This is a genomic window from Rhizobium sp. BK289 (assembly GCF_014193575.1).
Lineage (GTDB): Bacteria > Pseudomonadota > Alphaproteobacteria > Rhizobiales > Rhizobiaceae > Rhizobium > Rhizobium tropici_C.
Genome location: NZ_JACHZO010000008.1, coordinates 71,695 through 93,888, shown reverse-complemented (window position 1 = coordinate 93,888; position 22,194 = coordinate 71,695). Strand labels below are relative to the sequence as shown.

The following is a 22,194-nucleotide window of genomic DNA, read 5'->3' as shown; positions in this document are numbered from 1 at the left end:
CTATCGAGGAGATCGTCGTGTCCGCGCCCGAGATCATTCGTTCCGATGTTGCCTCTGCCGCAACACGCTTCACCGTGGCTCTCGGCGATATCACCAAGCTTCCGGTCGATGCCATCGTCAATGCGGCCAACAGCAGCCTGCTCGGCGGCGGCGGTGTCGATGGCGCGATCCATCGCGCCGCCGGACCGGACCTGCTCGCCGAATGCCGGACGCTGAATGGCTGCAGAATCGGACAAGCGAAGATCACCATGGGATATCGCTTGCCGGCAAGGCATGTGATCCACACCGTCGGCCCTGTCTGGAATGGTGGCGATCATGACGAGGAGGCGCTGCTCGCCGGCTGTTATCGCAGCAGTCTCGGCCTTGCCCGGGAACGCGGGCTCAAAACCATTGCCTTCCCGGCGATCTCCACGGGCGTCTATCGCTTTCCCGCCGAGCCTGCAGCGGAAATCGCAATCCGCACCACCCTTGCCGAAAGCCAGGATGGCGCCTTCGAGGAGATCGTCTTCTGCTGCTTCGGTGACGACATGGCGGCGCTCTACGACCGATTGCTGCCGCAAGCGCTTGATGGAGCTGATGCTCAGCGCAATTCCAGGACAAGTGCGTAGCGGTTTTCCGTCCGGAATTGCGAGACAACAAAGAGATAGAGCGGTTCAGAGATTCCGTGAAAAGCTGAACCGTTCTAGCGCGCCAGATCGAGATAGGCGGAGGCGACCAAGGCGTCGATATCGGCCGGAACGGGAATGACGCAGGCTTCGCCGCCGAGGCCGCCCTTGGCGACCCGCTCCAGGCAACGGGCCTGCAGCGTAAATCCGAGATCCATGGATTCGATGGTATTGCCCAACGGACGCGGCCCGGCCAGATTGGCCATGTGGCCACCGCCGAGAATATGGAAGGTGCGGCCGTCACGCATACGCACCGTCTCGATCTGCTCGGCTTCGTAGCGGTCGGTACCGGCGACGTCCGGGCTGTTGCGGAAGCCTTCGGCATCGATCTCATGCGGGAAGTGACCGCCATTCATCAGGATCGCGCCGTCCCTGATCAAAGGCAGATCAGTTGCGGCGATGATATCTGGATAGCCGGTAACGGTGATCAGGATATCGGCGGAGCGGATCGCTACCTCGCGCAATGGCGTCGAGAAGCCATCGAGATGTGCCTCAAGCGTCGTAACCGGATCGATATCGACAACGCTGACCGTGGAAAAGGCGTTGCGAAAACACGCCGCCGTGCCCTTGCCGCAGGCGCCATAGCCGAAGACGGTGACGCGCTTGCCATTGGTGGAGCGATTGGTGAAACGCAGATAGCTCTCGAACAGGCTCTGGCCGACGGCATGCTTGTTTTCGGCGAATTGCTTGATCGGGCTGTCATTGATGACCAGGATCGGCATGTCGAGCCTGTCGCGCATCGGGATGAGCCGGGTACGGCCGGATGTGGTTTCCTCCGTGCCGCCGAGCAGATTGGCATAGGGCGTGTCGGCTGCTCGAGCGAAGAGATCGCCGCCATTGTCGAGCAGCAGATCGGGCTTTTCCGCCAGGATCGCATCAAGGCTTGCGCCGTGCTCCTCGGGATCGCGGGTCTGCGTCGCGAAGACCTTGATGCCCTGAGCACGAAGATAGTCGACCGTTTCCGGCTGCGTGCTGTTGAGATTGCCGGTGCAGACGAGATCAGCACCTCCGGCGCGCAGCGTCATCAGCAACGCGACCGTCTTCGGCTCGAGATGGATGCCGGTGCCGATGGTCAGGCCGGCAAAGGGCCGGGTGTCGCGAAATTCCGCCGCCGTGGCCGCCAGCAGCCGGCAACTGCGCGCCACCCAGTCGATACGGGAAAGAGAAGAGGATTGATCCATGTTGCGCTCCTGCCGGCTGGTTCCATATGCGATCTGGCATGGCTGGAGGTTGGCTGTCGATGGACATTGCAATGCATCGCATGGCAGAAAATCTGCCATATGGATCCGATCGGGCAGGTGCCTCGCTAAACCCCTTCGGCCCCTGCCCTGCTCAACCAATCGGCGAGCCGGATGAGAGCCGGATCCTTCACATCGCTGCTGCGGATGCTGAGGCTGTAGCCGGCCGGCCTTCGAATGAAGCCGTAGGGCGCCATCAATGTGCCCCGATCGATATCCTCACCGACCGCCGTGCGCGGCGCGATGGCAATACCAAGCCCGGAACGTGCGGCTCCGATCGCGAGCAGCAGATCCTCGAATTCGCGATTGCCGGCAAAGCGGAGGGGAGCGTGACCGCTTTCGGCAAACCAATCCTGCCATAAGCTCGGGGCGGAACGGCTTGCGAGCGCGACAGCCCCGGCGAGCGCTGAGACATCGGCTGAAAGACCAAGGCCATCGGCGAGCGCCGGCGTCGCGACCGGCCCGAATTCATCCTCCATGAAGCGGATCGCGGTGATATCACGCGTCGGCCGGTATTCACCGCCCATGATGACGGCTTCGAGATCCGGCCGCTTGGCCAAAGGCTCCACCGCTGCCATCGGCACGATGTCTACATCGATATCCTGAAGCGCTGCCTGCAGGCCGGCGACGCGCGGCATCAGCCACCAGACCGCGAAGGCCGAGGGGACCCCAAGTCGGATGGACCGCCTGCCTTCGATCGATAGGTCTGCCGCAGCCCGCGCCAGGATGCCAAGGGCGACACCGACCGAATCAGCGAAAGTCCTGCCCTTCGCCGTCAGCACCAGCCTCCCATTTTCCCGGTGGAACAAGGCCATGCCGAAATGGGCTTCCAGCAGATTCAACTGCTGTCTGACGGCGCCGCGCACGACCCCAAGCTCGTCGGCTGCCTTCAGAATGCTGCCTCGCCGCGCCACCGCGTCGAAAGCGCGCAATGCATTCAAAGGTGGCAAGCGTCGGGGTAGGCGTTCTGACATGACAAGAATTTATCTTTTTTCCCAGTATGATAGCGACGGTGTTCAAGCAACTGCGCCATCTGCGGCATAAAAATGCTGTTCAATGTCGTTTTCAGCACAACAGCTGGCGAATATCAGAAAACAGACCTTTTGTTTTTTATCTACGCAGTACTGAATAAATATGTGGGGAAATACCATATAGCATTATATGCATCGCAATTTTTTTCCTCCCGATGTTATTATGCAACCTGAGCTTCACTCCAGCCCAAAAGGTGATCCGACAATTGGCCTTTCTCAACCGTATAGCGAATGACGTGCAGCTTATGTTTCGGCGCCCGCCGCGACAACAATATGCTGCGCTTTGCTATCGATTGAAGAAGAAAACGGGTGATCTCGAAGTGTTGCTGCTGACCAGCCGCGATACCGGCCGCTGGGTCATTCCCAAGGGCTGGCCCATGCCGGGCAAGCTTTCCCATGAGGTCGCCGCCCGCGAAGCCTATGAAGAGGCCGGCGTACGCGGCACTGTGGAAACGGAACCGCTCGGCTCGTTCGGTTACGACAAGATGCTGAGGGACGGCATTCAGGTGCCATGCCGCGTGCAGGTCTATGCGCTCGAAGTCAACGAGCTCGCCAAGCAATTCAAGGAAAAAGGCGAGCGCTCCCTGGAGTGGGTCTCCTGCGACGTGGCCGCCGAACGCGTTCGCGAACCGGAACTGCGCGATCTCATCGTCGCCTTCGCACGGCGGATGACGGCGGCTTCCGCCGCAACCCAGGCGAAATAAGCCACATTAGTCACAAAAAACTGTGCCAGTGTGTATGGCGGATATTGCGTGCCCCGTCACGCCGCGCAATACGAGAGTTTTGACCCAGAGAATTGCATGCCCGACCGACCGGCCACACCCATAAAAAGGACGCTCGACAAGGACCTCGACAAGTTCACCTATGTCGAGGACGCGACCCATCACGTCGCGAGGCGCCTCGTGGCGCCGGGCATCGGCCTGATCTTCCTCGGCCTCGCCATGGTCTTCGCCGGCATCTACGTGCTCGACCAGCCGAGCGCGACGCTGATCCTTGCCGCCGTCGGCCTTGCCGGCTACATGGCCATGAACATCGGCGCGAAGGACGTTGCCAACAATGTCGGAGCGGCGGTCGGCGCGCGCGCGATCACCATGACGCAGGCGCTGGTCATGGCGGCCATTTTCGAAATCCTCGGCGCGACGATTGCCGGCGGCCCCGTCATCAACACCATCTCCGCGCATATCGTCGACACCAATCGTATCATCAGTATCGGCAAGCTTGCCTGGCTGATGATGGCCGCACTTCTCGCCGCGGCACTCTGGATCAATTTCGCAACCTGGCTGAAGGCGCCCGTTTCGACCACGCATACGATTGTCGGGGCCGTGGTCGGCGCGGGAGCCGCAGCGGTCGGCCCGGAACTGGTGAACTGGAACCTTCTCGCGGCGATCTCCGCCGGCTGGGTCGTGACACCTTTCCTTGGCGGCGCCATCGCTGCCAGCATCCTGTTCTTCATCGAGAGCTTCATCGTCTATCGCGACGACAAGATCGCCGCTGCCAGATACTGGATCCCCATCCTGATCGGTCTGATGGCCGGCGCTTTCTCGGGCTATCTCGTGGTTCAGCTCGAGCCCAAGGGCACGATACCCAATATCCTCAACCTTGCGATCGGCATCATTGTCGGCATGGGCGCCTGGCTGGCGGCGCGGCCGCTCGTGGCGGCACAATCCCTCGGGCTTGAAAACAAGAACAGCTCGCTGCGCAAGCTTTTCCGCCTGCCGCTGATCTGCTCGGCGGCGCTGATGTCCTTTGCGCACGGCGCCAACGACGTCGCCAATGCCATCGGACCGCTGTCGGCGATCGTGCGCGATATCGGCCTCGGCGGCTCGCTCGGCGTGGTTGCCGAGACGACCACGCAGAAGGCGCCCTTCTGGGTCGTGATGATCGGCGGCTGCGGCATTTCCGTCGGCGTGCTGCTTTACGGCCCGCGACTCATCCGCCTGCTCGGCGAGCAGATCACCAAACTCAATCCGATGCGGGCCTATTGCGTTGCCGTATCCGCAGCGCTCACCGTCATCGTCGCGGCCTGGTTCGGTTTCCCGGTGAGTTCGACCCACATTACCGTCGGCGCCGTTTTCGGCGTCGGCTTCTTTCGCGAGTGGTACACCGTCCGCTCCAGGAGGCGATTTGACTATATGCGCAAGAAGGCCGAAGCCGCGGGCATTCCCTGGCTTGAACCGGAAATCACGGATGAGCGCAATCCGGACGAGATCCATCGGCGGCGTCTGGTGCGCCGTTCGCATTTCATGACCATCGTCGCGGCCTGGGCGATCACCGTGCCGGTCGCAGCCCTGCTTGCCGCCACCGTATATTGGGTTATGGTCGCGCTCTTCATTTAGGACGGTTCTGCTCACCGGATCTGCGAACCGCTCGATCTCATTGTTCCAAGCAATTCCGGGGGTAATTCATGCGCGCCAATTTCCGCATGCAGCGGCTGTTCATGACCGCAGACATCAAGGCAGGCATCGCCATCGAGACCGATCAGGATCAGTTCAATTATCTCGCCAACGTGCTGCGCATGGAGGATGGCGCCGAACTGCTTCTATTCAACGGCCGCGACGGTGAGTGGAAAGCAAGCATCTCCTTCCCAACCCGCAAACGCATCCTGCTGACGCCCGCCGAGCAAACGAGACCGCAGCCCGCTCCCTCCGACCTGCACTATCTCTTCGCGCCGCTGAAGGTCGGACGGCTCGATTATCTCGTGCAGAAGGCGGTGGAAATGGGTGCAGGCCTGCTGCAGCCGGTCATGACGCAGCACGTGCAGGGCAAGATCACCAATCTGGACAAGGTCAAGGCCAATGTCATCGAAGCCGCGGAGCAATGCGGCATTCTCGGCATCCCGGACGTGGCCGAGCCGGTAAAGCTTGCCGACCTGCTTGCCCGCTGGCCGCACGAGCGTCGCATCATCTATTGCGACGAAGGCGATGCCGGCCAAAATCCGCTGCCGCTGCTGACACAGGTGAAGGAGAAGCATCTGGCGCTGCTGGTTGGCCCCGAAGGCGGCTTTTCGGAAGAGGAGCGTGCTCTTCTGCGCAGCCTCGATTTCGTCACGGCCATTCCCCTGGGGCCGCGCATTTTGCGCGCCGATACGGCCGCCGTTGCCGCCATGGCGGTCATCCAGGCTGTCATAGGCGACTGGGACTGAGCCTTCACTCCAAAACAGCGACGATGGTCGCAACGACCAGCAGGACCGCCAGCGAGATGTTGACGATCCGCGAGGTCCTCGGATTTTGGAGAAAGCGGGACAGCGAAGCGCCGACAAGAAGCCACACCATGTGGATTGCGACGATCATTCCCGTGAGCAGCACGATCTTGACGGCGGCGTCGAGCAATCTCTGATCATGAAACAGGCTGACCCCGGCAAAGACGGCAGCAATCGCCAGATAGGCCTTGGGATTGGCAACCGCCAGCAGGAAGCCGCCGGAGAAGGCCGGAGCCGCAGCCCGATCGTCGCGGCGCGACAGCGGCGGCGCGGTGGCGATCTTGAAGGCGAGATACAGGATATAGACGGCCGAGACCGCCGTCAGCAGGAAGGCACCATGCGGCACCGACAGCAGGATCGCAACGACGCCGGCGGCCACGGCCAGCAAGACCGCCACAGTGCCCGCGATTAGGCCGGAGACATAACCGAGCGAGCGCCGGAAGCCATAGGCCGCTCCCATCGCAGTGGCGCTGATCGTCGAAGGGCCTGGGCTTCCCATGATGACCAGCGAGGCCAGAAGCAAAGTCAATATGGGATAGTAAAGCGCGTTCGGGCCGTTCATCGATATGCTCCGCTTGATGTCAATCGAAGCAAAACTATCCGTGCTCACGGCGAAACGTCTTGAACGCTTGTGCAAATAGGACGGCGGCTGGCACGGCTGTGATGCACTGGCGAGACACAAAATCCTATTTTTTTGAACGACCCTTGAAAGAAATTCACTTGCACCGTACGTCAATCCGCGTCAATCACCCTCCTATTGACCTGCGGCTTGCGCGGGTTCTTCTCCGAGATCTAAGGTAATACCATGGCGCGCGATACCACCGACCAGACTCCGCTCTCCTCGGTCTCGGAAATGACGGCCTATCTGGCTGCCGGCAGCAAGCCGAAGGAGAAATTCCGCATCGGCACGGAACACGAGAAATTCGTGTTCTTCCGCGCCGACAACAGCCCTGTGCCCTATTTCGGCGAGGCCAGTATCTCCGCGCTCTTGAAGGGGCTGCAGGCAAAGTGCGGCTGGGATCCGATCATGGACGGTGACAACATCATCGGGCTCGGTGAACCCTCGGGCATGGGCGCGATCTCGATCGAACCGGGCGGGCAGTTCGAACTCTCCGGCGCGCCGCTCGAAACCATTCACCAGACCTGCAAAGAATCGAATGCCCATCTAGCGACGGTGCGCGAAATCGCCGAGCCGATGGGCATCCGCTTCCTCGGCATCGGCGGCAGCCCGAAATGGACGCTCGCCGAAACGCCGCGCATGCCGAAATCGCGCTACGAGATCATGACACGCTACATGCCGAAGGTCGGCACCATGGGTCTCGACATGATGTACCGCACCTGCACCATCCAGGTGAACCTCGACTTCTCCTCGGAAGCGGATATGCGCCGCAAGATGCGCGTCTCGATGAAGCTGCAGTCGCTGGCAACGGCGCTTTTCGCCTCCTCGCCCTTCACCGATGGCAAGCCGAACGGGCTTTCCTCCTGGCGCGGCGAAATCTGGAAAGATACAGACAACCGCCGCGGCGGCCTGCTCGATTTCACCTTCCGCGACGATTTCGGCTTTGAAGACTATGTGAAGTGGGCGCTCGACGTTCCCATGTATTTCGTCGTTCGCGACGGCCGCTACCACGACTGTACGCATGTCACTTTCCGCCAGTTCATGGACGGTGCGCTGAAGGGCGAGATCGCCGATTGGCAACCGACGATGGGCGACTGGACAAACCATCTCTCGACGCTGTTCCCCGATGTCCGCCTCAAGCGCTTCCTCGAAATGCGCGGCGCGGATGGCGGCCCCTGGCGCCGCATCTGTGCGCTGCCGGCCTTCTGGGTCGGCCTGCTCTATGACGACGAGGCACTGGCGGCCGCCGACGAGCTGACCAGGGACTGGAACTTCCAAGAGGTCAACGCGCTGCGGAACGTGGTGCCGACACAGGGCCTGAAGGCGGCGATCAAAGGCCATGGCCTGCTCGACGTGGCACGCGAAGTGGTCGGCATTTCCCGCCTCGGCCTGAAGAATCGCAATCGCCTGAACGGCGACGGGCAGGATGAAACCGTCTTCCTTTCGCCGCTCGATGAGGTGCTCGCCAAGAAGGGCACGCTCGCCGACGATCTGCTGATGCTCTACAACGGCCGCTGGAACCAGTCGGTCGAACCGATCTTCGAGGAATATCAGTACTGATAGCCGGTCGGCTGCTGTCATCGTCTCGGTGAGAGGACGGCAGAAACCGGTATGCGCTCTCTTTTTTCCGCTATACTATCGGAATCAAGCGCCGCCTGATTCCGAAGCGGCCTCATAGCGGGGAAAGGGACTTCGATGCTGCCACTCTTCGACATGATGATGCAGGCACAGAACGGCGCCGCCACGGAGGCCATGGCCAAGCAGTTCAATCTGGCGCAGGAGCAGGCGACGAAAGCGATGGCCGCGGTGATGCCGGCCTTTTCCTCCGGCTTCAAGCGCAGCGCCACCGATCCCTACAATTTCGTCGGCGTCATGCGGGATATCTCGTCCGGCAATTATGCCAAATATTTCGAGGACATGACCAAGGCCTTTACGCCCGAGGGCATTGCCGACGGCAATGCGGTGCTCGGAAGGCTGTTCGGCTCGAAGGAGGTTTCCCGCGCGGTCGCTGCCCAGGCTGCGCAGATGACCGGCATAGGCCAGGAGATCTACAAGCGCATGCTGCCGGCCATGGCGGATACGCTGATGGGCGGTCTCTTCAAGGAAACCAGCGGCCAGATCCCGCAGATGGCCAATCCCTTCCTCAACACCGATATGGGCGAAATGATGCAGGGCTGGCTGCAGAGCATCGGCTTTGCGCCCAAGCAGCAGCCGACGCCGCAGGCAAGCATCTTCGATAACCCCTTCACCCAGGCGATGGAGCTGATGTTCGGCGCCGATTCGGTCAAGCGCGAGAAGCCGGCGCCGACCAATCCGTTTCTCGACAATCCCTTTGCCAAGGCTTTCCAGGACATGATGAAGAACTTCCCGATGCCGGCGGAGCCGCCGAAGGAAGAGCCAAAGGCCAAGCCTGCCGCCGGCGTTGACATGGCCGCTTATACCGAAATGTTCAACGCCATGTTCGACAGCGGCCTGGAAGTGCAGAAGAGCTATCAGAAGAACATGGAAGCGATCTTCGACAGCTATTTGAACACGCAGGACAAGCCGGCATCCAAACAGGAGTGACGGCGGGTCGCCACTTCCGACCCCATCGATTGTTCGCAATTCCGCACAGCCCGTGCGCATTGCGCCCGCTTATCACACACCGAAGCTGAGCCTATTTCTGCTTTCATCTTGAAAGGAGATAGCCATGTCCAGTATCGATCAATCCGGCAGCTTTACCCTTGGGGACCGCAAGGTCAAACGGCTTGGCTACGGCGCCATGCAGCTTGCAGGCCCCGGCGTCTTCGGCCCGCCAAAGGATCATGACACTGCGCTCGCGGTTCTGCGCGAAGCCATCGCCGCCGGCATCAACCATATCGATACCAGCGATTTCTACGGTCCGCATGTGACCAATCAGCTGATCCGGGAAGCGCTCCATCCCTATCGCGGCGATCTCGTCATCGTCACCAAGATCGGCGCGCGGCGCGGCGCGGATGCCTCCTGGCTGCCGGCTTTTTCCCGGGAAGAACTGACACAGGCGGTGCATGACAATTTGCGCAACCTGGGACTGGACGTGCTCGATGTCGTCAATATCCGCATCATGTTCGATGTACATGGTCCGGCCGAAGGGTCGATCGAAGCACCCCTGACAATCCTGGCCGATCTCAAGCGGCAGGGCCTGGTGCGTCACATCGGGCTCAGCAACGTCACAGCCAACCAGATCGCCGAGGGTCGCCGGATCACCGAGATCGTCTGCGTCCAGAACCAATATAATCTCGCCCATCGCGCGGACGATGCCCTGATCGACACGCTTGCCCGCGAAGGCACCGCCTATGTGCCCTTCTTCCCGCTCGGCGGATTTTCGCCGCTTCAGTCCTCGGCGCTCTCCGATGTCGCCGCGCGTCTGGAGGCGACGCCGATGCAGGTGGCGCTCGCCTGGCTCTTGCAGCGCGCACCGAATATTCTGCTCATTCCGGGCACATCGTCGCTTGCTCACCTCAGGCAGAACATCGCGGCGGCCGAGCTGAAGCTGCCGGAAGATGCGATCGCCGAACTCGATCGCATCGCCGGCGCCAACCACGCCTGACGCGCCCCCTCACCGATCCGAGACGGTTCGAGCAGGCAGCTCGAGCCGTCTCTCTATTCCGATATTCTCGAGAAACACCTCATCGTGGCTGACGACCAGAAGCGCGCCGTCATAGGCTCGCAACCCGGCCTCGACCGCCGCGATGGAATCGATATCCAGATGGTTGGTCGGCTCATCGAGGATCAGCAGAGATGGCGGCACCGAGCCGCCGAGCACGCAGGCAAGCCCGGCGCGCAAAAGCTGGCCGCCGCTGAGGCTGGAGACGATCTGCAGCGCGGCATCGGCCCGAAACATGAAGCGCGCCAAAGCCGCCCGGCAGGCATTCTCGTCAGCCTCCGGGTTGATCCTTCGGAAATTATCGCGAATCGACGGCGATGGATCGAGAAGGCTGACCCTTTGGTCCAGCAGAGCGGAGTGGACGACCCGCACCGTGCCGCTCCACGGTTCCAGCGCACCTGATATCAAGGCCAGCAACGTCGTCTTACCCGAGCCGTTCGGCCCGGTGACGGCAACGCGTTCCGGCCCGGTAATAGCGAAATCGAAATCGCGCAGAATCGGCCGTTCCGGCTCATAACCGGCGGTGATGCCCTCCATCTTGAGGACGATCCTGTTTGACGGCAGCTCAGATGTCGGCAGTTTCACGGTCAGGGGCTGCAGGATCTCGATCTTCCCGCGCGCGGCAGCGGCATCCCGCAGAGCCTGGGCGCGGCGGCGTTCGGCGAGGCGCTTATTCTCCGCGCTTGTCATCTCGGCCCGCTCCTTCAAGCCGCCGAGCATGATGCGCGGAATACCGCCCTTGGCCGCCATCTTCCGGCCGACCTTGTCCCGCCTTGCCTGCCGTTCGACGGCGGTCTGGGCGCTTCTCTCCACTTCGGCGACACGCTTCTCCGCTTCGGCGAAATCATGTTCGGCGGCGGAGAGCTCCAGCGCCTTGCGTTCGCGATACTGGCTCCAATTGCCGCCATAGCGCGATGCACCGAGCGATGTCAGTTCGACGATCGCATCCATAGTGTCGAGCAATTCGCGATCGTGGCTGATGACGATGGCGCCTGCCCTCCAGCCGGCAAGCAGATCGATGACAGCTGCGCGACCGTCCCTATCGAGATTGTTGGTGGGTTCGTCGAGGATCAGGAAATCGGGATCGTCGACGATGAGGGCAGCAAGTCCGCAGCGCGTGCGCTGTCCTCCCGACAGTGTCACGAGAGGTGTTTCCGGGGTGACGTCGAGGCCGACACGATCAAGAGCTGCGGCGATGCGCGCCTCGAGCGTCCAGTCAGCCGAGGCGAGCTCTTCATTCGTCGCCTCACCGGCTTCCGCCCGCTTCAGGACGGCAAGGGCTTCGCTCGCACTGAAGAGATCGGCAACGGTTTCGTCCGCCTCCACCTGCACGTTCTGGCGCAAAATCCCCAATCGACCGCTGAAGAAGATGCTGCCGGATTGCGGCTGCAGCTCGCCGGAGACGAGCTTGATCAGCGTCGTCTTGCCGACGCCGTTGCGTCCGACAAGGCCGGTGCGTTCGGCACCGAAGCTGAGATCGAGATGGGAAAGGAGCGGCCGGCCGTCAGGCGTGGACCACGAAAGATTGGATAGAACGATGGATATGGGCATGAGCAAGAATGTCCTCGATGGCAAGGCTGAACGGCATTGCGGTCGAGATGGAATCCATTGCTGCACACATCCTGTTGGTATTGCGGATGCCCATAAACTAGGCGACCGGCAGCTTCAGTTCAAGGCCGGCGCGCAAAGTCAGGAGCAAGTTCAACCCTTGGCGTCGATGGCATCAAGGAAATCGATGACACGCTTCCAGGTGAGATCGGCGGCCTGGGCGTTATAATCTGGCAGGCTGGCATCGGTGTAGAGGTGGCCGCCCCCACCCGGATACGGGAAGATCTCCGCCGCGACGCCGGACTTGGTGACGGCCTGCCGCCAGCTTGCAACCTCTTCCTCTGGTTCGAACGGATCGGGATCGGCCAGATGAAGCTGTAACGGTAGGCCCTTGCGGGCATTGTCGGCGATGGAGGCAATGCCATGCAGGAAAAGGATGCCGGCGGTCTTCTCCCGCTTCGGCCAGAGGCTTGCAGCGACGGCGGCGCCCATCGAGAAACCTGCAAGCACGGTCGAGGCGGGTAAACCGGCCAGCGCCCATTCTGCGCGCTCGCAGATCGTCGGCCAGCCGATCTCCTCCTTGAACTCAAAGCCCTCATCGATCGATCGGGCGATCAGCCCATCATAGAGATCCGGCGCGAAAGCCTTGTGCCCCGCGGCCTGCACGCGCTCCACCGCCTCATGCTCAAGCGAGCGCAAGCCGTAGACAGAGTGGAAGAAGATCACCGTTGCCATCGCCGAATCCCTGCTGTCGGATCACATGAACATAAGACAGTTGCCACCGGAGGCAACTTGCCCGGGTATGATCCATTGCGAAAGGACGGTCATAAACGAAAAAACCCGGTGTTGGCCTTGGGCCGAACACCGGGAAAGAGGCAGGGCTTATTGGCTATCACCCTGCGGGGAAACTTTTGTCCGATATCAGCCGCGAAAGCTGAAGGCGGAGGGGCGCGTGCAGCGACGCGCGGAATTGGTCAGATGGCTGGACGGATCCTCGAAGAAGGTCGAGGTGGTCAGCGCAGCGTCGAGATCCTGCCTTGTCAGGCCGATGTCCCACAGCTGAGCATCGTTCAGCTCATTGAGATAGTGGATTTCCCGACGATTTCGGATTGCGCGCCAGATGGATGCCACATTGACAAAAGCAAGCATCATGCGTGCCGTCAGTGACAGCGATGGCGTTGCAGGGCCGAGGTCAAGGGTCCGATCTATCGTGCGCATTTCCATGGTCCTTTCCTTGGGGCACACGCCGGCAGAGCCCCTTTCCGATGATCCGGAAAAGGGGCGCAGGCCGGGAGGAGTTCGACAAGAGTTCTGTTCGATTGGTATGCTGAATTGCATTCAGAAGATGCCAAAGCCCTATTGATCAGTCCAACGAATGTTTCTAATGATAACTATCAAACTCCTTTATAGGTGAACTCATGTCCGCGCCGCTTGATATCGATCAGTTGCAGACCTTCATCGCCATCGTGGATTCCGGCAGTTTCACCAAGGCGGCCGACCGGGTGTTCAAGACGCAATCGGCCGTTTCCATGCAGATGCGACGGCTGGAAGAGCGCGTCGGCAAGCAGCTTTTCATCAAGGACGGGCGCGGCAACCGCCTGACGGCCGAGGGCGAAAAGCTGCTGAACTACGCCCGCCGCATCATTCGCCTGAACAATGAGGCGATGGCCGCTTTCGACGACAATCGTCTCGAAGGCACGCTGCGCATCGGCACGCCGGACGATTACGCCGACCGCTATATGCCGGAGATCATCGGCCGCTTCGCCAAGACGCATCCGAATGTCGAGCTCTATATCGTCTGCGAACCTTCGGTCGATCTCGCCGAGCGCATGCATCGCGGTGAACTCGACATCGCACTGGTTACCCATAATCCGCGCGAACGCATGTCCGATGTGGTTCGAACGGAGCCGCTCTGCTGGGTCGGCTCGGCCAATCACCCGCTGCGCGACGATGCGCCCATTCCGCTCGCCGTCGGGCGGCGCGACTGCCAGTGGCGCCAGCTTGCCTGCTCGGCTCTCGATGCCGGCGGCCGCGACTATCAGATCCTGTTCACCAGCTGGTCCTGCACCGTCGTTGCCGCAGCCGTGCTCGCCGGGATGGCGGTTTCGGTCATGCCGGAATCGGCGCTCAGGACTGGCATGAAGGTGCTGACTCAGGCTGATGGCTTCCCGCCGCTGCCGCCAGTGCAGATCGGCATCATGAAACGTCCTGGGCTTTCCGTTTCATTGATGAACGCGATCACCGCCCATATCTCGGCCTGCCTGGACAACATCACGCCAGCTGCGGTCGACGATGACCTCGATGGCGAGGTGAAGACCTATACGCGCTTCTATCCGCGGCTGCGCGCCGGGCATATTCTGCCGGGTTGGTGATCTCAGCGCTCACCAACCAATCACTTTCGGTCACGATTACAGTGCCGGCTCCGCCAGCAAAGTAGTGCGGATCACCTGTTTCCATTCATGGAGCATGCGCACGGCCATCTCATTGTCGCTCATGATGGCAAAGCGGACGGATGCGCCGATCAGATGGCTGAAGAGCTGAGTGCGCGCCGTCAAGTCGATGCGGCTTTCGGCCGGCAGGAAAGGCAGAATACTCTCAAGGAAAATTTCGGCGACACGATTGCTGTGCGCGATGTTGAGCTTCAGGATATCCCTGTCGATATCCGTGCCGAGCCAGACGCCGAGATATGCGGGATCGCTGCGGAATTCGTGGTAGTACCAATCGATCATGCCGCAGACGAGGTCGATGGCATGATCCAGCGATGTTACGGTCGCAAAGGCTTCCCCGACCTTTTGCTGGATCAGCCGGGAGTGCCGATCAAGCAGCGCTCCGACGATCGCGGCCTTATCCGGAAAATATTGGTAGACTGAACCGATCGGAATTCCCGCGACCGCGGCAAGTTCGGTCATCTTCATCGCACTGACGCCCTTTTCGGCGATCAGCCTGGCTGCGACCGACAGGATGGCGTCGACGCGTTGAATGCTTCGCTCCTGCTGCGGCCTTTTGCGGAACGTGACGCGGTCAGGCCTGTCCGGATTCATTCTTTCCCCGTTTCATTTTCATACTCAACGACGCTGGACACGGCAGAGGCTATGACACCAGACGCGTTCAATGCGCGTAAACGGGAAAAGTCCAATTTTAATCATCACTTAGGTGCCATCGCTATTATGAAAATCGAGGCCGGAACATGGTTTCGACCTCGGTAATCCGCGGATGGCTGGCAAGCCGCTATCAATGACTTGCGTCGTTACGATACATATTTCTTCAGAAAATCGACCGTCCTGCCCCAAGCGAGATCGGCCGCCTTCCTGTCGTAGCGCGCGGCCGAAGTGTCATTGTTGAAGGCATGGTTGACGCCGTCATAGACGAAGATCTCGAAGGTCTTGCCGCCCGCCTGCAGCTCCTTGCGATAGGCATCGATACCGGCATTGATGCGATCGTCGAGGCCGGCATAATGCAAGAGCAGAGCGGCCCTGATCTTGGGCACATCGCTTGCCGGCGGCTGTGCGCCGTAATAGGCGACGCCTGCCTTCAGCTCAGGCGAGATTGTCGCGAAACGATTGACGAGACCACCGCCCCAGCAGAAGCCGACAGCGCCGACCTTGCCATTGGCGCCATCGGCCTTGGCGAGATAGGCGAGACTCGCTTCGGCATTGGCGGCCGTCAGCGTTGGATCGAGATTGGTGAACATGTCGCGTGCCTTGTCTTCATCCTCCGGCGTGCCGCCGAGCGGAGAGAGGAAATCCGGCGCCAGCGCCACGAAACCTTCCAGCGCCACACGGCGGGCCACATCGCGGATATGCGGATTGAGACCGCGATTCTCATGGATGACGATGACGCCACCGAGCTTGCCGGCCGCATCTTTCGGACGAACGAGATAGCCTTTCATTTCGCCCTTGCTGCCGGCAAAAGTCACATCCTTCGCCTCCAGCCTGCCGTCATTGGCGGCAATGACCTCGGCGCTCGCCTTGTTGGCGGCAAGCAGCGGCGCAATCGCGGCGGCGGTCCCGGCAGAACCCGCAAGCTTGGTCAGCTTTTCCATGAAACCCCGACGATCGAGCGTCAGATGCGTGTACTCGTCATAGGCGTTGATCATCGCCTGCGTCACGACCGGCTTTTCCGTGCTCATAGTCCTCTTCTCCCTGTTTCCCCGGCAGCCGACGCGAAGCGGCCAGCCACTCGTTGACAAGATAGGTCAGCGGATGGCGACGTGAGGGTAAGGTAAAACACAAATGCGTTATCGCAGGTTGTTACCGCGACGACACGCGCGGTGTCAGGAGAAGGCAAGCCAGATAGCGAGCCAGACCCACATGCCGACGAGCGCCGCAAAGCCAAGAGCAAAGAGCGGGCTGCGATAACGCAGGTCGTTGCTGGTCACATGCACGAAGGCATGAGCGTAGCGCGTGGCGACGAAGATCCAGGCGAGGATCACGGCCGGCAAATTATCGGCCTGAGTGGTGTAAAGGAGGATGCAGCAGACGTGGAAGAGCAAGGGAAGCTCGAACTGATTGGCGAGACTGTTTCGCACCACCAGACTTTCGGCCGGCTCATTGGCGGAATGGTTCTCACGAAAGTTCACAGGCTGTATCCGGCCGGCCTTGACGAGAACGCGACGACGCCATCCGAGGAGAGCATAGAGGATGAAGACCAATACCGCATGCGCCACCATGGGCCAAAACATTTCATAGCCGGTCACGCCGCCAACTCCTTTGGAATTTCCGAAAGCCGATAGGGACAATCAGGACGGCCGCGTGCCGTCCGGCGACAGGTAACGAAAAATCGCGAAGCGGGCCAGTAGAATAACCGTCACCACCAGCGTCAGGAATTTCAGCCTGACGAGAACAGGCAGTACGCTTGCAAGAAGCGCCACAGTCTCGTCCGATGGCATCGCAGGGGGATAAAGCAGGAGGCCGGCGATATTCTCGGCATAGTCGACGGCCGCATAAAAGATCGGCAGATAGAAAATGACAGTGGCCGCGCCTGGTGGAATCGGTCGGCCGAAAAAGAAACCGCTGGGGCCGATCAGCCGCAGCAGGCAGAACAAAAGGCCGCCCAGTACCAGTGGAAAGATCAGCTCCGGCCCGAGATACATGGAATGCAGGATGGCGGCCGGATCGGGATGATCCCTGAGATAGCGCAGCATGGCGATGACATCGTCGCGCTCATAACCGCCGACGCGTGCGTCGAGCATCTGCTGGCCGGCTGCGGCATCGCTGAATGCCCTGACGAAGCCGGCATAGATCCAGGCGAAGAGTGCCAGCGAAAGAGCCGCGAGGACCGCCGCCAGGCCCTCTACAGCGCCGCGTGTCATATGTGACACGCAAAGGTCGCTGCAGCACTTTTAATCTGCTGCATAATTTTATCCTTAAATCGATCACGATTTAAGGAATTATGCAGTAAAGACCTGGCATCATCCCGAGCGCGATCTGCCATCAATCAGCCGCCTGCGCCCGGATAGTTCGGGCTTTCGCGGGTGATCGTGACATCGTGGGCGTGGCTTTCGCGCAAGCCCGCGCCGGAGATGCGCACGAAGGTGGCGCGTTCCTGGAAATCCTTGAGATCGGCGCCGCCAACATAGCCCATGGCTGCCTTGAGGCCGCCTGCAAGCTGATGCAGCACACCAGAGACCGGCCCCTTATAGGGAACCTGGCCTTCGATGCCTTCCGGCACGAGCTTCAGCGTGTCGCGAACCTCGGCCTGGAAATAGCGGTCTGCCGAGCCGCGCGCCATGGCGCCGACGGAGCCCATGCCGCGATAGGCCTTGAAGGAACGGCCCTGGTAGAGATAGACCTCGCCCGGGCTTTCATCCGTGCCAGCGAGCAGCGAGCCGATCATCGCGGCGGAAGCGCCGGCGGCGATCGCCTTTGCGAGGTCGCCGGAGAACTTGATGCCGCCATCGGCGATCACGGGGATGTTCTGATCCTGCGCGGCCTGAACGGCCGACATGATGGCGGCAAGCTGCGGCACGCCGACGCCGGCGACGATACGGGTCGTGCAGATGGAGCCGGGACCGATACCGACCTTGACGGCATCCGCGCCGGCATCGATCAGCGCGCGCGTGCCGTCATAGGTGGCGACATTGCCGGCCATGATGCGGACGGAGTTGGAAAGCTTCTTGACGCGGGTAACGGCATCGAGAACGCGCTGCGAATGACCATGTGCGGTATCGACGACCAGAAGGTCGACGCCGGCATCGATCAGGCGTTCGGCGCGCTCATAACCATCGTCGCCGACGCTGATCGCGGCAGCGGCGCGCAGGCGGCCCTGCGCATCCTTCGAAGCGTTCGGGTTGAGCTGCGACTTTTCGATGTCCTTGACGGTGATCAAACCGACCAGACGGCTGTCAGCGTCAACGACAAGCAGCTTTTCGATGCGGTGCTTGTGCAGCAGGCGCTTGGCTTCCTGCTGCTGAACGCTTTCCGTGACCGTGACCAGATTTTCGCGGGTCATCAGCTCGTAGATCTTCTGCGAGGGGTCGGAAGCGAAGCGGACGTCGCGGTTGGTGAGGATGCCCACCAGGCGATGCGACTTTTCGACGACCGGGATGCCGGAAATACCATGCGCCTTCATCAGGCTCAGCGCTTCGGCAAGCGTTGCGTCCGGGCCGATGGTGACCGGATTGATCACCATGCCGCTTTCGAACTTCTTGACCTGGCGGACCTCTTCGGCCTGCTGCACCGGCGTCAGGTTGCGGTGGATAACACCCATGCCGCCGGCCTGAGCCATGGCGATCGCCAGACGGCTTTCCGTCACCGTGTCCATGGCGGCAGAGAGGATCGGCAGGTTAAGCTCGATGTCCTGGGCGATGCGGGTGGCGATATTCGTCTGGCCGGGCATGACCTCGGAGTGTCCCGGCTGCAGGAGCACGTCGTCGAATGTGAGGGCATCCAACCCGGTTGACGTTTCAATAATGCGTGCCATGGCCAATTCCTTCGTCTGTGAAAACAGGAAAGCCCGGAACGAATCGTCTACCGGGCGATCTTGCAAGTGTTGCTTGGAAGTTGGCGAGGGCTGGTAACACGTCTATGACAGGAAGGGAATAGCAAAAAGCGCGGGGCAGATATGCCAAGCCGTGGCTTCAATGCGGGATTCGGCTGCGGTGTTCAGAGATTTCCATGCGGGCGTTGTCAAACACAGGCGAAAGTCCTCGTCATCGTCGGTCGCTTTCGGCGGGAGCAGCAATTGCGAGCAGTCTATTCCGGAAGAGTGCGCCATGACATAAGGTATCACGGTCGATTGGACGCAGGATTCCTGGTGCCTGCTTGTGACCTAAAGAAATGATCTTTCAATGCTCAAAAGCCCGGTTACGTGCGAAGTTCGCTACCGCATCGATCATCGCAGAATTTCGGAATTCGAAGCTTACAGCCGGATTTGGATTGAGCTCATCGAACGCCATGGCGGAACACATCACGGCTATTTCCTACCCCGGGACAAGCCGGCAGAGGCCGGAGTGAGCTTCCCGGGCATAAGTGAAGAAGGCCCCGGCGACATAGCGGTCGCACTATTCACATTTCCGGATGAGACAACCTACCTGCAATACCGCGAGCGTGTTGCAGCCGATCCGGACGGAATTGCCGCAAACGAACGCTTCGGAAAGAATCCGCCATTCATCAGCTACGAGCGAACTTTCCTGCGGCCGGTGCTACCGGCAAAGACTTAGACAGAGGTGACACTCATGGATTTCTGGATAGCAAGCGTTGCAGGATTAGCGATCGCCTATCTCTTGGGCTCCATACCCACGGGCTATCTGGCAGGGAGACTGCTCAAGGGCGTTGATATTCGGGAACTCGGCTCCAAGTCCACCGGCGCAACGAACGTATTGCGGACCCTTGGGAAATGGCCGGCCTTGGTGGTGCTCCTGGTCGATGTGCTGAAAGGTGCCGCGGCAATCGTCTTTGCCCGTTGGTTCTATCCCTGGCTCTATACGCTGCCGACCATGCTTGGTCCGCAGAGCCAGCAAAGCTTGGTTCCATGGGCTGTTTGTTTGGCAGGACTTGCCGCATTGCTGGGGCATAGCCGCCCGATATGGCTGAATTTTAGAGGCGGCAAATCCGTCGCAACGGGACTTGGCCTGTTGCTGGCGATAGCCTGGCCGGTGGGATTGGGTGCAGTGACGGTTTTTGGCGTTGCGTTGGCTATTTTTCGGATTGTTTCTCTGGGATCAATCCTGGCAGCCTTGACTGCGATTGCCCTGGTCTGCTGCCTGGAGCAGCCATTGCCCTATCGGTTGCTGGTGATCGCCGGCAGCCTTTACGTGATAGTGCGCCATCGCACGAACATTCAGCGACTGCTTGTAGGAACGGAACCTCGTCTCGGGCGAAGTGCTGTGGTCCAAAACTGAAACGGGATCGCAGATCCAGCATGTGCGATCCGGTTCGCCATGATTGACTCATCTCAAACGTCGAACTGATAGCTTTTCGGAATATAGCGAAAACCTTCCGGCTGCTTCTCCACGAAGCCGACGGCGGGGAAAGGCATGTGGAAGCCGAGGAAGGGGATGCGGTCGGCGGCGATCATGTCGAAGATGCGGCGGCGTGTCTTTGCCGCCTGCGACTTGTCCAGATCAAAACGCACGTCCCAGTCCGGGCGGCCGAGCGACAGGACATAATGGTTGGCGGTGTCGCCGGTCATGACGAGCTGCCCGCCGCCGGATTCCAGATGGAAAACGGACGCTTCGACCAGGATTTTCGAAACAACTAAACTCTTGATCTATCCAGACGATCTCCTTCGTCCATGTAGCGCGTCGAACAGAACAAGGCTCAGGGTGACGGCGGCCAAATTGTAAAGCGTCGCGACTGCGAATGCCGCCCCGTAGCCACCGGCGGCCGGTACCGCTGAATTTGCCTCCACGCCGCTCTCGTCAATAATACCGAACAAGATGATGCCGACAATCGTCAGTCCGAACGCCGAACCCGTTGTCTGTATGGTGCTGAAGATGCCAGACGCCATTCCGACCTCCGAATCGGCAATGGTGCTCAGAACCATGTTGAGCAAAAGCGGAATGACAATTCCCTGCCCAAGCCCCTGCAGTATCACCGAGATAGTCAGGGTCGATGCCTCCCGACCAAGAAAGCCGTCAGCAACTGCGATTAGCAAGCCCAAACTGAAGATAGCCATGCCAAAGATTGGCGTCTGATGCCCCATCCTCTTGGCCAAGAAGGCCGACATCAGGGAGCCTGCGAAGAAAGCGATGGTGGAGGGCAGAAACAGCATCGCCGCCTGTAAAGGAGTCCTGCCGAGGCCGACCTGTAAAAAGATCGTCAGCGACAGCGAGAAAGAGCTGATCGCAGAGAAAAACAGAAACGATGCCAGCATACCGAAGGCAAAGCCGTCGTTCTTGAACAGCAACGGATCAATAATCGGGACACCTCCCCGCTGCGTCAAGCGGTTTTCATACACGATAAAGGTTGCGAACAAAGGCACAGATGACAACAGACCGATGATCGTCCACCAAGGCCAATGCTGCTCTCGCCCTATCATCGCTGGCAGGAGGATTGCCGTGAGGGCAGAGGCACCCAGGAATGCCCCGAACACATCAAGCCTCGCCGATACAGCTTCTCTGGTTTCAACGATGAACCACTTCCCGGCAATGATGGCGTAGGCGGCGACCGGCAGATTGACAAAAAAGATCAGGCGCCAGCCAAGGCCGCCAATATCGAGCGCCATCAAGCCACCGCCGAGCACTTGCGAGGCTACGCCGGCAGCACCCTGTACACTCCCCATTACGCCGAACGCCCAGCGGCGCTTCTCTCCGTCGAACAGCAATCGCAGCGACGCATAGACCTGCGGCATCAGCAGCGCCGCGCCAATGCCCTGCAATGCCCGCGCGGCGATCAGGTTCCAGGGTGATGAAGCGAGGCCACACAGTAAGGAGGCCCCCGCAAAGATGGCCATGCCATAAAGGAACAGCCGCCGTCGGCCGTAGAGATCGCCCAACCGGGCGCCATTGAGCAGCATCGCGCCATAGGAGACGCTGTAGGCCACCATGATCATCTGCAACTCGGCGTTCGAGGCGTGCAAGTCCCGTTGAATATTCGGGAGCGCCACGTTGACGATGAAGAGATCGAGGATGGTGACAAAGTTTCCTGTCAGCAACACTGCAAGCGATGAATTGGCTCCCGCCCAGCGAGGCTCTTTTCTTACCAACTTCATTTGTATCTCCGGCTGAAAGGGAAGCAGGGTTGCGCCTTCCCGTAGGAGAAACGATATCTGGTCTTGAATATTGATCAATAACGGGAAAAAGACTTTCATTAACGACAATATGTCTTT

At 60.3% G+C, this 22,194-nt stretch carries 22 protein-coding genes and 1 pseudogene; 10 read left to right on the top strand and 13 right to left on the bottom strand.

Annotated features, from left to right (window positions below; translation table 11 throughout):
- Positions 1-17 precede the first annotated feature (17 nt).
- Positions 18-608 (top strand): O-acetyl-ADP-ribose deacetylase, encoded by a 591-nt coding sequence (locus FHT84_RS16965; RefSeq protein ID WP_113250971.1) that lies wholly within the window; start codon positions 18-20, stop codon positions 606-608.
- Positions 609-682: 74 nt separating this feature from the next.
- Here the strand turns inward: FHT84_RS16965 and FHT84_RS16960 are convergent, their stop codons facing one another.
- Both FHT84_RS16960 and FHT84_RS16955 read right to left on the bottom strand, forming a co-directional pair.
- Positions 683-1,846, bottom strand: coding sequence for an adenosylhomocysteinase (locus FHT84_RS16960; RefSeq protein ID WP_112344382.1), 1,164 nt, complete (start codon positions 1,844-1,846; stop codon positions 683-685).
- 125 nt (positions 1,847-1,971) lie between these two features.
- Positions 1,972-2,877 (bottom strand): LysR substrate-binding domain-containing protein, encoded by a 906-nt coding sequence (locus FHT84_RS16955; RefSeq protein WP_112344381.1) that lies wholly within the window; start codon positions 2,875-2,877, stop codon positions 1,972-1,974.
- Positions 2,878-3,140: 263 nt separating this feature from the next.
- Between FHT84_RS16955 and FHT84_RS16950 the strand changes: the two genes are divergently transcribed.
- The 3 genes from FHT84_RS16950 (at position 3,141) to FHT84_RS16940 (ending at position 6,076) form a co-directional block, all read left to right on the top strand.
- Positions 3,141-3,638: an NUDIX hydrolase gene (locus tag FHT84_RS16950; RefSeq protein ID WP_181592416.1), complete on the top strand. Its 498-nt coding sequence runs from the start codon at positions 3,141-3,143 to the stop codon at positions 3,636-3,638.
- Between the two features lie 96 nt (positions 3,639-3,734).
- Positions 3,735-5,270, top strand: coding sequence for an inorganic phosphate transporter (locus FHT84_RS16945; RefSeq protein WP_112344379.1), 1,536 nt, complete (start codon positions 3,735-3,737; stop codon positions 5,268-5,270).
- Positions 5,271-5,338: 68 nt separating this feature from the next.
- Positions 5,339-6,076 (top strand): 16S rRNA (uracil(1498)-N(3))-methyltransferase, encoded by a 738-nt coding sequence (locus tag FHT84_RS16940; RefSeq protein ID WP_112344378.1) that lies wholly within the window; start codon positions 5,339-5,341, stop codon positions 6,074-6,076.
- A gap of 4 nt (positions 6,077-6,080) precedes the next feature.
- On the opposite strand, the gene FHT84_RS16935 is transcribed toward FHT84_RS16940, so the two are convergent.
- Entirely contained in the window at positions 6,081-6,695 is a 615-nt protein-coding gene (locus tag FHT84_RS16935) for a LysE family translocator (RefSeq protein WP_112344377.1), read from the bottom strand.
- 243 nt (positions 6,696-6,938) lie between these two features.
- Here FHT84_RS16935 and FHT84_RS16930 point away from each other — a divergent pair, with 243 nt between their 5' ends.
- The 3 genes from FHT84_RS16930 (at position 6,939) to FHT84_RS16920 (ending at position 10,320) form a co-directional block, all read left to right on the top strand.
- The gene (locus FHT84_RS16930; RefSeq protein ID WP_113250972.1) at positions 6,939-8,312 is read left to right on the top strand and encodes a glutamate--cysteine ligase; all 1,374 of its coding nucleotides are present in this window, start codon (positions 6,939-6,941) and stop codon (positions 8,310-8,312) included.
- 135 nt (positions 8,313-8,447) lie between these two features.
- Complete coding sequence (locus FHT84_RS16925; RefSeq protein ID WP_183763230.1) at positions 8,448-9,317, top strand: DUF937 domain-containing protein; 870 nt, start codon at positions 8,448-8,450, stop codon at positions 9,315-9,317.
- A 124-nt stretch (positions 9,318-9,441) separates the two neighbouring features.
- Entirely contained in the window at positions 9,442-10,320 is an 879-nt protein-coding gene (locus FHT84_RS16920; RefSeq protein ID WP_112344374.1) for an aldo/keto reductase family oxidoreductase, read from the top strand.
- A 9-nt stretch (positions 10,321-10,329) separates the two neighbouring features.
- Here FHT84_RS16920 and FHT84_RS16915 read toward each other — a convergent pair whose 3' ends face one another.
- From FHT84_RS16915 to FHT84_RS16905, 3 genes are all read right to left on the bottom strand, one after another.
- Positions 10,330-11,928: an ABC-F family ATP-binding cassette domain-containing protein gene (locus FHT84_RS16915; RefSeq protein WP_183763225.1), complete on the bottom strand. Its 1,599-nt coding sequence runs from the start codon at positions 11,926-11,928 to the stop codon at positions 10,330-10,332.
- A 150-nt stretch (positions 11,929-12,078) separates the two neighbouring features.
- On the bottom strand, positions 12,079-12,660 hold the full coding sequence (locus FHT84_RS16910) for a dienelactone hydrolase family protein (protein ID WP_113250973.1): 582 nt from the start codon (positions 12,658-12,660) through the stop codon (positions 12,079-12,081).
- Positions 12,661-12,846: 186 nt separating this feature from the next.
- Entirely contained in the window at positions 12,847-13,143 is a 297-nt protein-coding gene (locus FHT84_RS16905) for a DUF1127 domain-containing protein (protein ID WP_113251000.1), read from the bottom strand.
- Between the two features lie 200 nt (positions 13,144-13,343).
- On the opposite strand from FHT84_RS16905, the gene FHT84_RS16900 reads away from it, so the two are divergent.
- The gene (locus FHT84_RS16900) at positions 13,344-14,297 is read left to right on the top strand and encodes a LysR substrate-binding domain-containing protein (protein ID WP_112344372.1); all 954 of its coding nucleotides are present in this window, start codon (positions 13,344-13,346) and stop codon (positions 14,295-14,297) included.
- Between the two features lie 36 nt (positions 14,298-14,333).
- On the opposite strand, the gene FHT84_RS16895 is transcribed toward FHT84_RS16900, so the two are convergent.
- The 5 genes from FHT84_RS16895 to guaB form a co-directional block, all read right to left on the bottom strand.
- The gene (locus FHT84_RS16895; RefSeq protein WP_112344371.1) at positions 14,334-14,966 is read right to left on the bottom strand and encodes a TetR/AcrR family transcriptional regulator; all 633 of its coding nucleotides are present in this window, start codon (positions 14,964-14,966) and stop codon (positions 14,334-14,336) included.
- 206 nt (positions 14,967-15,172) lie between these two features.
- Entirely contained in the window at positions 15,173-16,054 is an 882-nt protein-coding gene (locus FHT84_RS16890) for a dienelactone hydrolase family protein (protein ID WP_112344370.1), read from the bottom strand.
- Positions 16,055-16,198: 144 nt separating this feature from the next.
- The gene (locus FHT84_RS16885) at positions 16,199-16,621 is read right to left on the bottom strand and encodes an MAPEG family protein (RefSeq protein ID WP_112344369.1); all 423 of its coding nucleotides are present in this window, start codon (positions 16,619-16,621) and stop codon (positions 16,199-16,201) included.
- 42 nt (positions 16,622-16,663) lie between these two features.
- Positions 16,664-17,236: a hypothetical protein gene (locus tag FHT84_RS16880; RefSeq protein ID WP_112344368.1), complete on the bottom strand. Its 573-nt coding sequence runs from the start codon at positions 17,234-17,236 to the stop codon at positions 16,664-16,666.
- Positions 17,237-17,361: 125 nt separating this feature from the next.
- Positions 17,362-18,846 (bottom strand): IMP dehydrogenase, encoded by a 1,485-nt coding sequence (guaB, locus tag FHT84_RS16875; RefSeq protein WP_112344367.1) that lies wholly within the window; start codon positions 18,844-18,846, stop codon positions 17,362-17,364.
- A gap of 367 nt (positions 18,847-19,213) precedes the next feature.
- Here guaB and FHT84_RS16870 point away from each other — a divergent pair, with 367 nt between their 5' ends.
- Entirely contained in the window at positions 19,214-19,585 is a 372-nt protein-coding gene (locus tag FHT84_RS16870; protein ID WP_112344366.1) for an NIPSNAP family protein, read from the top strand.
- Between the two features lie 15 nt (positions 19,586-19,600).
- Positions 19,601-20,266: a glycerol-3-phosphate 1-O-acyltransferase PlsY gene (gene plsY / locus FHT84_RS16865; protein ID WP_112344365.1), complete on the top strand. Its 666-nt coding sequence runs from the start codon at positions 19,601-19,603 to the stop codon at positions 20,264-20,266.
- 53 nt (positions 20,267-20,319) lie between these two features.
- Here the strand turns inward: plsY and FHT84_RS16860 are convergent.
- Together FHT84_RS16860 and FHT84_RS16855 are read right to left on the bottom strand one after the other, a co-directional pair.
- A pseudogene (locus tag FHT84_RS16860) lies at positions 20,320-20,592 on the bottom strand (MBL fold metallo-hydrolase); the annotation flags it as partial.
- 42 nt (positions 20,593-20,634) lie between these two features.
- Positions 20,635-22,077 carry an MFS transporter gene (locus FHT84_RS16855; protein ID WP_112344416.1) on the bottom strand — a complete coding sequence of 481 codons (1,443 nt, stop codon included), beginning with the start codon at positions 22,075-22,077 and terminating at the stop codon, positions 20,635-20,637.
- Positions 22,078-22,194 lie beyond the last annotated feature (117 nt).

Bases quoted from the DNA above. Each gene is read 5' to 3' on its own strand.
- FHT84_RS16910 (WP_113250973.1), bottom strand. From the start codon at position 12,660: ATGGCAACGGTGATCTTCTTCCACTCTGTCTACGGCTTGCGCTCGCTT.
- FHT84_RS16960 (WP_112344382.1), bottom strand. From the start codon at position 1,846: ATGGATCAATCCTCTTCTCTTTCCCGTATCGACTGGGTGGCGCGCAGT.
- FHT84_RS16920 (WP_112344374.1), top strand. From the start codon at position 9,442: ATGTCCAGTATCGATCAATCCGGCAGCTTTACCCTTGGGGACCGCAAG.
- FHT84_RS16880 (WP_112344368.1), bottom strand. From the start codon at position 17,236: ATGACACGCGGCGCTGTAGAGGGCCTGGCGGCGGTCCTCGCGGCTCTT.
- FHT84_RS16900 (WP_112344372.1), top strand. From the start codon at position 13,344: ATGTCCGCGCCGCTTGATATCGATCAGTTGCAGACCTTCATCGCCATC.
- FHT84_RS16955 (WP_112344381.1), bottom strand. From the start codon at position 2,877: ATGTCAGAACGCCTACCCCGACGCTTGCCACCTTTGAATGCATTGCGC.
- FHT84_RS16925 (WP_183763230.1), top strand. From the start codon at position 8,448: ATGCTGCCACTCTTCGACATGATGATGCAGGCACAGAACGGCGCCGCC.
- FHT84_RS16940 (WP_112344378.1), top strand. From the start codon at position 5,339: ATGCGCGCCAATTTCCGCATGCAGCGGCTGTTCATGACCGCAGACATC.
- FHT84_RS16930 (WP_113250972.1), top strand. From the start codon at position 6,939: ATGGCGCGCGATACCACCGACCAGACTCCGCTCTCCTCGGTCTCGGAA.
- plsY (WP_112344365.1), top strand. From the start codon at position 19,601: ATGGATTTCTGGATAGCAAGCGTTGCAGGATTAGCGATCGCCTATCTC.
- guaB (WP_112344367.1), bottom strand. From the start codon at position 18,846: ATGGCACGCATTATTGAAACGTCAACCGGGTTGGATGCCCTCACATTC.
- FHT84_RS16855 (WP_112344416.1), bottom strand. From the start codon at position 22,077: ATGAAGTTGGTAAGAAAAGAGCCTCGCTGGGCGGGAGCCAATTCATCG.
- FHT84_RS16915 (WP_183763225.1), bottom strand. From the start codon at position 11,928: ATGCCCATATCCATCGTTCTATCCAATCTTTCGTGGTCCACGCCTGAC.
- FHT84_RS16870 (WP_112344366.1), top strand. From the start codon at position 19,214: ATGCTCAAAAGCCCGGTTACGTGCGAAGTTCGCTACCGCATCGATCAT.
- FHT84_RS16890 (WP_112344370.1), bottom strand. From the start codon at position 16,054: ATGAGCACGGAAAAGCCGGTCGTGACGCAGGCGATGATCAACGCCTAT.
- FHT84_RS16895 (WP_112344371.1), bottom strand. From the start codon at position 14,966: ATGAATCCGGACAGGCCTGACCGCGTCACGTTCCGCAAAAGGCCGCAG.
- FHT84_RS16945 (WP_112344379.1), top strand. From the start codon at position 3,735: ATGCCCGACCGACCGGCCACACCCATAAAAAGGACGCTCGACAAGGAC.
- FHT84_RS16935 (WP_112344377.1), bottom strand. From the start codon at position 6,695: ATGAACGGCCCGAACGCGCTTTACTATCCCATATTGACTTTGCTTCTG.
- FHT84_RS16905 (WP_113251000.1), bottom strand. From the start codon at position 13,143: ATGCGCACGATAGATCGGACCCTTGACCTCGGCCCTGCAACGCCATCG.